Consider the following 13,249-nt stretch of genomic DNA (forward strand, 5'->3'; position numbering starts at 1 on the left):
TCGTGGCTTTTTGCATCTTCAGAAATAATCTACTGCCCTTACGCTTCGCCTACCAGCATCAACGCACCAACGGTTACGTTTGAGGTTTCGTCGATCAGGATGGCACCGCCCGATGCCCGGTTGGTGGTGTAAGGGTCAAAACTGATTGGTTGTGCTGTACGCAAAACGACTTTAGCCAGGTCGTTCAGGCGGAGTTGGTCAACGCCTTCAATCTGCTCGTACGTATTGACATTCAACTGATACGTAATCTCGCGAACGGAACAGCGGGTACGGAACGTGCCGACCTGCAACACGTATTTACTTCCTACCTTGAACTCCTTAGAATCCATCCAGCAAAGCATCGCTTCGACGGTTTGGGTACTCAGGGGCTGATTATCCGAGCGAACAATCAGGTCACCCCGGCTAATGTCGACATCAGTCGCCAGATGCAGTACGACGGACATCGGTGTGGTGGCTTCGTCCAGATGAGTTTCAGCAATCTCAATGGCGTCGATGGTCGAGGTTTCGCCCGACGGAAAAACCGTTATGGCATCACCTTTGCGGAACTGACCACTCGTAATTTTACCCGCATAGCCCCGGTAGTCGTGCAATTCTGGCGTTTGTGGCCGGATGACGTACTGAACGGGGAAGCGGCCCTGTTCCAGATTGGCATCGTCGTCGATCTCTACTGTCTCCAGATGTTCCAGCAGCGTTGGCCCCTCATACCAAGGCATTGACTCTGAGCGGTCAACTACGTTGTCGCCGTTGAGCGCGCTCATTGGAATGTACGTAACCTGCTTAACATTCAGCTTCTGAGCCAGCTCGGCGTAGTGAATGCAGATATCCGAAAATACGTCCTGAGAATACCCGACAAGGTCCATTTTGTTGACGGCTACTACAATGTGCGGGATGCCCAAAAGCGACGCGATCAGCGAGTGCCGACGGGTTTGTTCCGCCACACCATGACGGGCATCGACCAGCACGATGGCTAACTGGCAGTTCGATGCGCCGGTCACCATGTTGCGCGTGTATTGGGTATGGCCGGGGGCATCCACGATGATGAACTTGCGGGCGGGTGTCTGAAAATAGCGGTACGCCACATCAATCGTGATGCCCTGCTCGCGTTCCGAGCGCAGCCCGTCGGTCAAAAGAGCCAGATCGATTTCGCCATCGTCGCGGCTTTTGCTGGCGCGTTCAATGGCTTCCAGTTGGTCAGCCAGAATGGATTTGGAATCGTAAAGAAGCCGCCCGATGAGCGTGCTCTTGCCGTCGTCAACCGAACCGGCCGTTATAAAGCGGAGAAGATCCATCAGTCAATAGTCGTGAAGTCGATATGGCGATAGAAATTGCTTTGTTTCGACATGTCGTACTCCGTTTGGTTAAAATTTTTCCGTTTTAATTCAGTCTGGATAATGTGCTCCACGTCTGATTTGAAAACCGGAATGTGTTCTGTAATCGTTACAAAGACAATCAGTTTGTCTATACCTACATAATCGTGAGCTACTATATTACGCAGCGCTTTAATCGTTTGCCAGGGAATAGAAGCATAGGCTGATTTGGTTTCTTCACTAATGCGATTGACCTGCTCCCCAATGTGTAACAATTGTAGCAGGCAGGCATTGAACTCTTTCTGATCGTTGGATTCGAAGAAAACAAAAGGATCATCGTAGCCGTCAGCATATACGTTGATTTTCCCAATGGCTTCCAGAATCCGCAGACAATAAACTAAATCCGTTTTAGGCCTGGGTTGCATAGCGAACATCAGCTAAGGCCCGGTGCAAAATAATCGGTTCAGCATATTCTTGCAGCATCAAGTCTATTGGCGTCTGTAAATCCGTCTGCAGTACATCCCGCAACGCAATGAGCTGTTTATACGGGATTTTTTCGTCGATAAGCAAGTCAATATCTTGGTAGGACTCACCCCGTACAAAAGAGCCAAATACGCCGATGCGGGTTAAGCCAAACCGGTCAAAAATCTGATTCTCTCTCAGGTACGTTTGCAGGGATTGAAAGTTGTATACCGACATAGGGCAACAGATCAGGTTAAAACAAGTGTTGCATCAAAAATACCCGCCTTTCTTGCGGTCTTCCATGGCCGCTTCGGAAAGCTGGTCGTCCATGCGGGTTTCGCCCCGTTCGGAGATGCGCGTCGCCTGAATTTCGTCAATAACGGCATCCAGCGTCTCGGCAGTCGATTCGGAGGCTGCCGTACAGGAAATGTCGCCAACGGTACGAAAACGCACCCGGCGGGTCACAAGCTGATCATCGGCCTCCGCTTTGATAACCCCACCGGCGGTGGCCATCAGTTTGCCATCCCGAATGAGCAGCTCACGATCGTGGGCGAAATAAATACTGGGCAGCTGGATTTTTTCGCGCCGGATATAATTCCAGACGTCGAGTTCGGTCCAGTTTGAAATGGGGAAAACGCGCACGTTTTCACCTTTGTGAATCCGGCCGTTGTAGAGGTTCCAAAGTTCAGGACGCTGGCGTTTGGGATCCCAGGAACCAAACTCATCACGCACCGAAAACACGCGTTCTTTAGCCCTGGCTTTCTCTTCATCCCGACGGGCACCACCAATGCAGGCGTCGAACTGAAACTCTTCGATGGTATCGAGCAACGTGAAGGTTTGCAGGCCATTACGCGTTGCATTCCGGCCCGTCGGTTCTTTCAGTTTCTTTTCGCGGATGGTATCTTCAACGTAACGAACGATCAGTTTTTCGCCGATCCGTTCCGCCATATTGTCCCGATAATCAAGGGCTTCCTGAAAATTATGGCCCGTATCAATGTGCACTAATGGAAACGGAAACTTACCGGGCCGAAACGCTTTCAACGCCAGATGGACCAGGGTAATGGAATCTTTACCCCCCGAAAACAGAAGGGCAGGCCGCTCAAACTGCCCCGCTACCTCCCGCATAATGTGGATGGCTTCGGATTCGAGTTGATCTAGATAATCTAACTTCATTTTTGACTAGTGAAAGAGTGAATGAGCGAAAGAGTGATTGGCTACCAGCGTTCACCCATTCGCTCGTTCACGTATTATGGTTTAAATGCCTCTTCGTGCGTGTGTAGCCCGCACTCTTTCTTCGAGTTGTCTTCCCACCACCAGCGACCGGCCCGGAAATCTTCGCCCGGCTGAATGGCGCGGGTGCAGGGCTGACAACCGATGCTCACAAAGCCCCGGTCATGCAGCGGATTGTACGGCACGTGGTTGTCCTTGATATACTGCTTCACCTCCTCGAAAGTCCAATCCATTAACGGATGAAACTTGAACAGGTTATGTGCCGCATCCCATTCGAGTTGGGGCATGCTCTGGCGGTTGGCCGATTGCTCGGCACGAATACCGGTAATCCATATTTTCTGCCCTTTCAAGGCCCGGTTCAGCGGTTCTACCTTCCGGATGCCGCAACACTCTTTTCGGTTCTCAACGGAATCGTAGAAGCTGTACGGGCCTTTCGTCGTCATCAGCGCTTCTTCAGCCGCTCTATCCGGGAAAAACGCTTCTATTTTGGTCGCGTACCGATCGTTGGTTTTCTTCCAGACGGAATACGTTTCGGCAAACATCCGACCCGTATCGAGTGTGAAAATCCGGATGGGAATGTTGTTTGCCAGAATCAGGTCGGTAATAACCTGGTCTTCGTAGCCCAGACTGGTCGAAAAAACGACTTCGCCGGGAAATAACTCAGCCAGTGTCCGCAGCGCGTCAACGTTGCTCAGACCGTGTAGGCGTTCGGTCAGGCTTTCGAGTGTATAAGTTGGTTCTGCAATCATAATTTTAGCTAAACCTACAAGTTGAACCGCCTGGTTCCACCCATAAGTTTGTTTAGTTTAGCTTCACTACTTTACCCGTTTTGGCTGATTGTCGGGCAGCGTCCAGAATCTCCATGACAATCATGTTATTGTCTAATGACGTTAATTCGTCGGGTTTAGTTTCGCCATGAAGCAGCCGGGCAAAATAGGCAAAAGGGTCAGCAGCAGGGGCATCGGCCTGCGTGGCTTCGGTCGGGTGTTCGTTTTTCTCGTCCTTAAGCCGGATGCGCATGCGTGTACCATCGACAGTAAACACGTAACCCGTTTGCCCGTAGACTTCCATATCCTTGCGCGCGAACGGCCAGTTCCAGGAGGCCTGAATAATGGTCTGCGTTTTGGGATACGTCAAAATGATTGTGCCTTCGTCGTCCACCTTCGGATAGATGTCGGGCTTGATCTGTTGCGTCACCGCCAATACCGAAACCGGGCGCTGGTTGTGCAACAGCCAGGTGGAAAGGTTGGCCCCGTAGCAGCCGAAATCGAACAGGGCACCCGCTCCATTTGCGGCTGGGTCCGTCAGCCAGTCCAGAAACTCCTTATTGACGCCAATTTCTTTAGGACCCTGGTGCCCATCGTGGACAACGATTTTACGAAGTTCCCCGATTGACCTATCCGTGTTGACCATGGCGAACGCTTTGTGGTTGCTGCCGTACCAGGTCGTTTCGTAGTTGGTCAGCAGCTGAATATTGTGCTTTCTGGCCAGTGCTTCCATCTGTTTGGCATCCGCAAAGCTGGTTGCCAATGGTTTTTCAACCATCACATGAATACCGCGCGGGGCGCAAATCTCCACCGTTTTTTTATGATCAACAATCCGACCAAAATCAGTAACGGCTTCCGGCTTGGTTTTATCCAGCATCTCGGCCACGGTCGGATACACCAGACGTAGGCTAAAACCATGCTGTTTGGCCAGGCGCTCGGCTAATTCCCGGTTTGGTTCGGCAATGCCAACAACCTCGATATCGGTCTGAGCCGGTCCTTTAAAGGCCTTATTCAGTATACCATGCACATGCGAATGCACCATCCCAACAATACCGACGCGGAGTGGTTTTTTGGGCGTTTGGCCGTAGGTAAAGTGTGCCAAGAGAAACAAGGCAAAAAGGGCAGAGATGCGTAGCATGAACGGTACGTTTAGGCTTGGTTATACCTTCTCCTTAACCACCTCTGCTGACTTTTCTACTGCTTGGGTGAAGTCTTCAATCAAATCATCAACGTCTTCCAGGCCAACCGAAATCCGGATTAGTCCTGGTGTAATCCCCAATGCTGCTTTTTCATCGGGTTTCAGTTTGGCATGCGTCGTTGTGTTTGGGTTGGTAACGATCGTGCGGGAATCGCCAAGGTTAGAGGAAAGGGTAGGAATTGTCAGAGCGTTGAAAAAGGCGTTTACCCGATCAAAACCACCTTCCAGTTCAATCGTGACAATGGCTCCGCCCGCACTCATCTGCCGTCTGGCCAGATCGTACTGGGGATGGGAGGGAAGAAACGGGTACAATACCCGCTCCACATCGGTATGGGCATCCAGCGCTTCGGCCAGTTGCAGCGCGTTATGGCAATGCCGCTCCATGCGCAGGTCCAGTGTTTCCAGGCTTTTCGATAAAATCCAGGCGTTGAACGGCGACAGGGCAGGACCCGTGTGGCGCGCGAAGAAGCGAATGGGCTGAATCAAGTCAGCGCGACCAACGACAATGCCGCCCAGTACACGCCCCTGTCCGTCCATGTATTTCGTAGCGGAGTGAACCGACAAATCGGCCCCAAAGTCGATCGGTGTTTGCAAAATCGGGGTGGCAAAACAGTTATCTACATTCAAGATGAAGCCGTATTTCTGTTTCAGTCGGCCCAGCATTTCCAGGTCAACGAGTTCTAGACCAGGGTTGGAAGGCGTTTCCAGATACACCATTCGGGCGGCTGGCCTTCCGTTGTTGGGCTGTATGGCTGCTTCCCAATCCGCTTCCGAAGCGCTGGCGTCTACGTAGGTGTGACTGATGCCCCATTTGCTCAGAATCTGGGTAATGATCTGGTGGGCTGAGCCAAACAAAGCCCGACAGGCCACTAAATGATCACCCGACTTCAACAAACCGGCCATACTCGCAAAGACCGCGGCCATACCCGTAGCGGTGGCAATGCCATCTTCGGCATTTTCCAGCATGCATACTTTATCGACAAACTCCGTGACGTTAGGATTGGAAAAACGGGAATAGATATTGCCCGCTTCGGTTTCGTCGAATAACGCTTTCCCCTGTTCAGCACTTTCGAAGGCAAAGCTGGAGGTTAGATACAGCGGTACGGAGTGTTCGCGGTTGTGCGATTTTTCCGCCTGAATGCGAATGGCTTTGGTTTGTTTTCTCATATTACGTGTGGTGTCGGTTGTGAGAAGCCGACACTTGCTCAATTTATCAGGTGTCGGTTTCTCGAAAACCACCACCCCATCAAACATTAAAAGAACTTAATAATCTTACGCAAACTTACGAGGATTACCACAATTCCGACCAGAATCATCATTGTTTTGACCGGTAGTTTCTGCGCCAGACGGGCCGCAATGGGCGCGGCTATCATACCGCCCAGAATAAGGCCCAGAATGACCATGCCATAATTATCCAGTCCGGCATATAACGCAAACACAACCGATGAGGCAAACGAGACAAAAAACTCGGCCAGGTTGACGGAGCCGATCGTGTAGCGTGGGTGCCGTCCCGAAGCGATCAGGGTTGAGTTGACGATCGGTCCCCAGCCACCACCGCCGATGGCATCGACAAACCCACCGAACCAGGCCAGCAACCCAATTTGGCGAACGGGCTTTTTCTTCGTTGGTTTTGCCAGTGCTTTCTTTAAAATCAGAATACCTAGAATGGCGGTGTAAACCGAAATGGCGGGACTAAGGTAGGTGGCTACCACCTCCATATCGGCCAGTTTAGTAATTAAAAAGGCACCCAGCGCGGCACCAATGACGCCCGGTATCAGGACAATCTTGAACAACCGGCTATTTACGTTCCCGAATTTGAGGTGCATGTAGCCCGACACACCACTGGTGAAAATCTCGGAACTATGAACGCTGGCCGTGGCGAATAAGGGGCTGATGCCTACACTCGTCAGGAAGGTTGTGGCGGTTACCCCATAAGCCATGCCCAAGGCTCCATCAATCATTTGGGCCACAAAACCGGCCAGGATAAAGTAAAAAATCTGGGGAGTCAAATCAATGGAACTGGCTATCAGGGTTAGCCGATCCAGGGTAAAGTAGCTGAAGAGCAGGTGGCCAACAAGCATTAGCGCTAATGCCGAAAAAACATAAATCGCAATTTCCGTGCGGTTTCGACGGCGAAGTAACGGACGGGCTGCACTCGTTTGAACCGTTGCCGTTGGAAAAGCTGCCCGAACAACGTCGGCCTGGGTAGATGCGTTCTCTCCCTGAAGAGTGATAGTCAGTCCATCAAAGTTCAATGCCGACTGGGCCGCTAGGAGCGTGTCGTTGGCCCGATCGGCCCCGGAGACTATCGGTGGTTGCATAAGGTATAAATTCTATCGAGTTTATAGATTATTTTACTTATGAAAAACGGCACAATGAAGTGCCGCTTGCTAAGCTGGTGATCAGGCCGTGTGGTTCCTTGGATACGGGCTGAACGTGAGGCAAAGGTACGGAAATCAAGCGGATAGATGCAAATCAATCGCTTGGCCGTGTGTGCCAACCAATGAAGTCCTAAGTCGCCATAGCGATGTCGATACCAATAAAGTAACGAATGTCCATGACACAGATTAATTTAGGGATGAGTAATCAAGTGCTTGCTTTACTATTCGACACCTTGCTAATGGGCCTGTGGTCCCACATTTCTATACGAACCTTGGCAAGCGACAACAGCGCGGGTTCTAAATCGGCCCATAGCTCGCTATCCTGGCCGTGCGATAGGGTAGCCCGCTCTGTTTTGCTTTCATAGGCAAGCTACTAAATCAGTATTAGTAGACCAATATTCGAAAAACTATCTGACCTGTTCGTCTACCAATTTTCTCAGTTCCGCGTATTTTGCCTGCCGCCCGTCATTTTTTAAATAAAAGGCCATTAAAAATGCACAGTATCCCTTCTCATTATTGACCCAGGGATAGCTGCCAAAAAGGCCAGGGCTGCTGACCGTACCACTGCCCATGATTCACTCCCCGTAACCATACCCTACACCTACGGCCTGCGTGGGTGTATAGGCCAGCCTGACATCAGGGGTTATTCTGTTGGCCTGCATCAGGTCTATGCTTTTTTTCGATAAAATTCTTTTCCCCTTGAAGGTCCCTTTATTTAAGATCATGGTTAAAAAGTGGCTATAGTCTTCGGGTGTACTGCTGGCCCCGCCAGCGGGAAGTGCCACTGCACCTTTTCCGAAATCGGTGTTTTTCATTCCCAATGGCAGGGCGATCCGCTCGGCAAACAAAGTCTCAAAGTTTTTGCCGCTGATCTTTTCGAGCACCGCACCCGCTATTTGAAGCCCCGTATTACTATACCGAAAGACGGTTCCCGGAACACCTTCTGCCGGGTAGCCAGCGATCTGTCTTATAACTTCGTCCATACTTTTGGCTTGACGCTTGTCTTTGAGATCTTCTTTTAAATCCGGGGAAAGGATACCTGTCATATGTGACAGGCAATCTGAAATCGTAATATCGCCTTTGCCATTTTTGGAAAGAACCGGCAGGAATTTCCCAACCGTATCGGTTAATTGTAATTTGCCATCATCTATAAAAGTCATCACCAACGCTGCACTGAGCCATTTACTGCAACTGGCGATTGGCTGTCTGGTCGTATCGGTGTAATCGTTCAGGTCAGGCTGTTTTCCCTGTTTTTCTGCCATTAACCTGACTAACGTCTGTTGTTTACCATTCATTTGATTGACAGAGTGACTGTAAATCTTGTTTCCATCTTTATAGACTACCAGTATCAGCCTGCCGCCCATTTCACCGGCATGGGAGTCCAGCCATTGATCTACCTGGGAAAATGGCTGCTGTGCATGGGCGCCAGCCAATGTCAGTAGCACCATTTGCAGTAATATTATTTTTTTCATCGACTTGTTTTGAGTGTCTATTCGCAGTGGGCTATCCTTGGATTATAAAGGATGTTGCTGCATTTAAACTCATATTTATCCTGGCTGTATTTTGGGGTGGGATTATCTGTGACTTCGAGCGGTGCCATAAACTGCCCATTATATCCGGGCATGCTCACTTGCTCGGTAGAGCCATTCCCCAGCGCCACATTTTTTCCCGCTGCACTGTTATTAAAACTGTAATCGATGAGTGCATCCAGCAGCCGGTATACCCCATAATAGTCATAAGCATCGTAGGCCGTACGGCTATTGGGCAGCGTATGGCCCGTTGCATACTTGTAACCGGCCACCGTAGAAGATTTTAGGTAATAGTAGTCTTTTTCGGAATTGGTAATATTGATGTGCTTAAAGATATCGATGGCCATCCGGTGATCGTTATAGACATCCTCGTCATAGACCTGGGTGATCATCTTCGTATTGGCAGGGAAGCTGGCCAATTGGGCGTCAGTGATCTGGTAGTTGTACCACGGCGCCATAGTAAACAGGAAACGGCCATCCTGCCCCCAGTTATTTTCCGTAAAGGCTTTGTAGGCCAGGCCGATCGAGGCCCCACCCCCAAAGGAATGCCCCATGAAGCCTACTTTCCTGGTATCGATGATGCCCGGATAGTTAGCCGCTGCTTTGGTAAAACCGGTCCATAAGGTCAGGTAACGATGGTCAATACTCGTATCATTGGTTGCATACGGTACGAATACGACCACATAACCCTTCTTGGCGATAAACTCGAACAGGCCCCTGTTGTATTCCTTGCTCTCCCCGCCGTATGGGTGCGAATAGAAGATGGTCGGTCTGGGCGAGGTAATTTCCTTTGGATAGAATATGGTCACCTTCGTGCCGGCATATTCGGTATTGGGGAAGTCAATCTCCGATACGGTGTACGTGCCATCCGCCCCGTAACCGGAAGCAGGACGGGAAATCGGTCCTGCCAGGTCATCATCGACAGGCGCAGGGGTATCCCCACTCTTTGAACAAGCCGATAGCAACAGGGCCAACAGGCTTAACTTAACTAACATCGTTTTCACTTTTTCTTCTTTTTATTGATGATCTACTAGTAAGTTGTTCGGACCTAACGGTTTTTCCTCTTTTCTTTCAGTTGTGCCCTCATCTCATCCTGGAAATCCTGGTATTGCTTGTACTGCTCAGGGGTGAAAACCTTTTTGAGCGCTGATTCCTTTTCCTTCTGTGAAGACCTGAGCTGTTTGAATTTCGACAGTTTGCTGTCCCCGCTTTTCAGGATCGGCTCATTCTTCAGGGCATATTTCAGGTTGATGGCTTGAACCTCGCTAACCTGCATGGAATCCAGGCCCAGCTTACTCTTCATCATTTCGGTCTGGAACGTTGCCCTTTCCTGCGGGGTCTTATCCTGCATTACAGAAGCATTCTGTGCCATGGCCAGCTGGCCCAGCAGCATAAATAATAAGGTCAGCGCCAAGGTTATGCCCTTTGGGGTGTTGTTACTTTTCATAGTTGTTGAATTTGGTTTTTTGGATGATTAGCTACTGAATATTATCGTCACTGGAGATGGTCGTTTGGCTGGTCATCGCTGGACGATAACTACGCTTCTGCGTGCTGCCGGTCGTACCACGGTGACTACGGGACGCACAATGACGGTTCGGGCCGCAGGTACTATTACCCGACGGATAGGTCTTCTTACGATTACGGAAGTTTGAGCGTGCGAATTGCTAATGCCAATGGCAGCGAGGCAAATGATCAAAATGAGCTTTTTCATACTGTTTTGTTTTTTGCTGATAGTTATACTTAAGATCCCCTGTTTTTACTTTTCCGGTGAATTGCCTGAATCCGGGGTTGAACTGTCTATGGGCTTTGGCGGACTTTTCGGTCTGAACAAATCGATAAAACCCTGTAAGACGAGCCGGAATGAGTCTTGGCTTAGAAAGCCTGTTGTCAGGCCATAGATTACTTTGTTTGGTTTCCGGCTGGTAGGTGCCAAACCGCCTGTCCCAGATAATAAATACTCCCCGAAATTCTTGTCGATATAAATGGGGTTGCTACGATGGTGTACGCGGTGTGATGAGGGCGTATCCATTACCTTTTCTATGGGGCCAAGCCTGCCGACAGCTTCGGTATGGAGCAGGAATTGGTAGGCCAGGTTGAACGCATAGGAGACCACGATAAAACCAGGCGGCATCCCCAGCAGGGCAGCAGGGATAAAAAACAGGGGGCTGACGATCGCAAAGAACCCGTTAAGTCGGTAAGCAACTGCCAGGTTCATCCGCATCGTAGAATGATGTACCCTTTGAAAAGCCCATAAGGGTTTCCAGATGATCTCTGGGCTTATCAACCCGGCTACAAACAATACTATATAGATCCGGTAGGGGTCGATATGGTTTTTCATTTCCTGGGTTTTTATTTGTACTGGTCAAATGACTTGATACAAAATTGGCCCAAAAGAAGATTTCAGACCCTGGTAAACCCGGTGAAGTGGAAAAACGAAGGGGTGAACTGACCTAGCTGTTCATCCATTTTTTAAATTCGGCCGTCCTGGCTTTACTAATGATAACGTTCTCGTCCGGTTGTGGCTGTACCTTGACCAGTAATCGCCCGTTGAAATAAAATTCGGCTTCGATCACAGCGTTACGATTAAGGATAAACTGGCGGCTGACCCTCAGAAATAAGGTAGGGTCCAGTTGTTGTTCCAACTGCTCCATGGTTGATTCCACAACATACTGCTTGTCATCGATGGTGCGGAGATAGACCCTTTCATTTGCCGTATAGAACCAGGCGACCTTAGCTGTTTCCAGAGGGATCAGTTTATCCCGGTAGTGTACCAGGAAGGATTTTTTATAGGACATGGTCAGGTTGCCCAGCTGTGCCAGGAGTTCCGTGATCAGAGGAGCACCTGGCTTTTCAGTTGAACCGGTCCAGCGTTTATATTTATCCAGTGCGCTTTTGATCTCATCGGGATCAAATGGTTTGAGAATGTAGTCGATGCCGTTGTTCTTAAAGGCAGTGATCGCGTAATCGTTGAAGGCGGTAACAAAAATAACCGGTCGGGATATGGTTGTCTGCTTGAAAATATCAAAGGAGAGGCCATCGGCCAGTCGGATATCCATAAAGATCAGGTCATAACCGTCCTGGTGATTTTCGAACCATTCGATAGCACCTGATACGGCACCCAATGTTTGAACAATAGTAATGTGTTCGTCTAGTTCAGTTAAAATATGGATCAGGCTACGGGCTGTTGCCGCTTCATCCTCCACGATTACGATGCGGATATTTGTCACTGCTTTAAGGGGAGTTTTACGATAAAGTGTGTATCAGAGCGGGTGGTCTCAATTTCACGGTGCATCATGATCCTGAAACGTTCGTTCAGGTTGGCAAGGCCCATCCCGTTACTCGCTTCCGGTGTCGGTATTTCCCAAAGACTGTTGCTGAAAACAAGTTGACCGTCTTTTGCTTCAATTAAAACGTTTAATGGCCTGTCGGCGGTTGCAGCATTGTGCTTTACCGCATTTTCAAGTAAGGGCTGCAGCGATAAATGGGGTATTTTAACCGGCAGGTACGCATCTGCAATGTTGATTTTTAGCTCAAAAGCATCTTCGAGCCGCATGGAGATCAGTTTTGCGAACGATCTGAGCATCGTCAGCTCATCGGCCAAGGTGACCATGTCCGTATGTGAGCCCAGTAATGCGTAGCGAAAAACAGTGGACAGATCGCGGATATATTTTTGGGCGAGGTCAGGATTCTCGCGGACTACCGCCGAAAGGCTGCTCAGGGAATTGAACAGGAAATGCGGGTTCATCTGCTCTTTTAGTAATTGCAGTTCTGATGCAAGGTAAGCATTCTTTAATTGCTGGTTTTCAGCAGCCATGCTGCTGGAATTACGCATCAGCAGAATGATCTTTACGATGATGGCTGTCAATAGGGCGCTTAATCCTAGCCGAAAGAATAAACCGGAGAACATCAGACGCGGCAATTGACGATCCGGGAAAAACAAACGTTGTAAAACCGATCCGATGATCAATAAAACACAAAAGACAAGGACGTTGGAAACAGCGTAGGGGAAATACTTTTCCTTTTCCCGGTAGGTCGAAAGCCATCTTCCCCTCTGCAGGTTAACGTTGAAAAGCAGGCCGCAAAAAAGAAGGTTGAACGCAAATTGGACTAAAAGTTCATAAGGATTAAAATGCCAGTATTGAGCGATGAGCCCATTTTCACGCAAAGCCAAAAGTTTCGGGGCGTTTACCATCAGGGCAATAAGCAGGGAACTGTACCAGCAAATACGGCGCTCATTTTTATCCATCGTTAAACTTACTGAAAAATTGAAATTTGCAGGCAAACTGAACTGCCCGCTCGAAATGTCAGGGGCTGGATAAGGTAGTGAAATGGTACTTTACACTGGAGAGTTTACGGCAGGCCAACGGATATTATC

At 49.5% G+C, this 13,249-nt stretch carries 14 protein-coding genes; all 14 read right to left on the minus strand.

Annotation, left to right across the window (positions count from 1 at the left end):
* Positions 1-38: 38 nt before the first annotated feature.
* Positions 39-1,289 carry a sulfate adenylyltransferase subunit 1 gene (locus ACYU8Y_RS05450; protein WP_460934981.1) on the minus strand — a complete coding sequence of 417 codons (1,251 nt, stop codon included), beginning with the start codon at positions 1,287-1,289 and terminating at the stop codon, positions 39-41.
* Positions 1,289-1,732, minus strand: coding sequence for a HepT-like ribonuclease domain-containing protein (locus ACYU8Y_RS05455; protein ID WP_460934983.1), 444 nt, complete (start codon positions 1,730-1,732; stop codon positions 1,289-1,291). Before ACYU8Y_RS05455 ends, ACYU8Y_RS05450 begins: the two co-directional genes overlap by 1 nt.
* A complete protein-coding gene (locus tag ACYU8Y_RS05460) occupies positions 1,716-2,006 on the minus strand; it encodes a nucleotidyltransferase family protein (RefSeq protein WP_460934985.1) in 291 nt (96 codons plus the stop codon). The genes ACYU8Y_RS05455 and ACYU8Y_RS05460 overlap by 17 nt, the downstream gene beginning before the upstream one ends.
* A 33-nt stretch (positions 2,007-2,039) precedes the next feature.
* The gene (gene cysD / locus ACYU8Y_RS05465) at positions 2,040-2,942 is read right to left on the minus strand and encodes a sulfate adenylyltransferase subunit CysD (RefSeq protein ID WP_460934987.1); all 903 of its coding nucleotides are present in this window, start codon (positions 2,940-2,942) and stop codon (positions 2,040-2,042) included.
* A 74-nt stretch (positions 2,943-3,016) separates the two neighbouring features.
* Positions 3,017-3,748, minus strand: coding sequence for a phosphoadenylyl-sulfate reductase (locus tag ACYU8Y_RS05470; protein WP_460934989.1), 732 nt, complete (start codon positions 3,746-3,748; stop codon positions 3,017-3,019).
* 52 nt (positions 3,749-3,800) lie between these two features.
* Positions 3,801-4,904 (minus strand): Gfo/Idh/MocA family protein, encoded by a 1,104-nt coding sequence (locus ACYU8Y_RS05475; protein ID WP_460934990.1) that lies wholly within the window; start codon positions 4,902-4,904, stop codon positions 3,801-3,803.
* A gap of 21 nt (positions 4,905-4,925) precedes the next feature.
* Positions 4,926-6,131, minus strand: a complete 1,206-nt coding sequence (locus ACYU8Y_RS05480) for a trans-sulfuration enzyme family protein (protein ID WP_460934992.1) — start codon at positions 6,129-6,131, stop codon at positions 4,926-4,928.
* Positions 6,132-6,217: 86 nt separating this feature from the next.
* Entirely contained in the window at positions 6,218-7,285 is a 1,068-nt protein-coding gene (locus tag ACYU8Y_RS05485; protein WP_460934994.1) for a sulfite exporter TauE/SafE family protein, read from the minus strand.
* 635 nt (positions 7,286-7,920) lie between these two features.
* Entirely contained in the window at positions 7,921-8,817 is an 897-nt protein-coding gene (locus ACYU8Y_RS05490) for a serine hydrolase domain-containing protein (RefSeq protein WP_460934996.1), read from the minus strand.
* Positions 8,818-8,834: 17 nt separating this feature from the next.
* Positions 8,835-9,878, minus strand: a complete 1,044-nt coding sequence (locus tag ACYU8Y_RS05495) for an alpha/beta hydrolase (protein WP_460934998.1) — start codon at positions 9,876-9,878, stop codon at positions 8,835-8,837.
* A gap of 44 nt (positions 9,879-9,922) precedes the next feature.
* Positions 9,923-10,321 (minus strand): hypothetical protein, encoded by a 399-nt coding sequence (locus ACYU8Y_RS05500; RefSeq protein ID WP_460935000.1) that lies wholly within the window; start codon positions 10,319-10,321, stop codon positions 9,923-9,925.
* A 309-nt stretch (positions 10,322-10,630) separates the two neighbouring features.
* On the minus strand, positions 10,631-11,212 hold the full coding sequence (locus ACYU8Y_RS05505) for a sterol desaturase family protein (RefSeq protein WP_460935002.1): 582 nt from the start codon (positions 11,210-11,212) through the stop codon (positions 10,631-10,633).
* Positions 11,213-11,324: 112 nt separating this feature from the next.
* The gene (locus ACYU8Y_RS05510) at positions 11,325-12,101 is read right to left on the minus strand and encodes a LytR/AlgR family response regulator transcription factor (protein ID WP_460935004.1); all 777 of its coding nucleotides are present in this window, start codon (positions 12,099-12,101) and stop codon (positions 11,325-11,327) included.
* Positions 12,098-13,120 carry a sensor histidine kinase gene (locus ACYU8Y_RS05515; RefSeq protein ID WP_460935006.1) on the minus strand — a complete coding sequence of 341 codons (1,023 nt, stop codon included), beginning with the start codon at positions 13,118-13,120 and terminating at the stop codon, positions 12,098-12,100. Before ACYU8Y_RS05515 ends, ACYU8Y_RS05510 begins: the two co-directional genes overlap by 4 nt.
* Positions 13,121-13,249: the final 129 nt, after the last annotated feature.

The sequence above is a fragment of the Spirosoma humi genome, assembly GCF_054776575.1.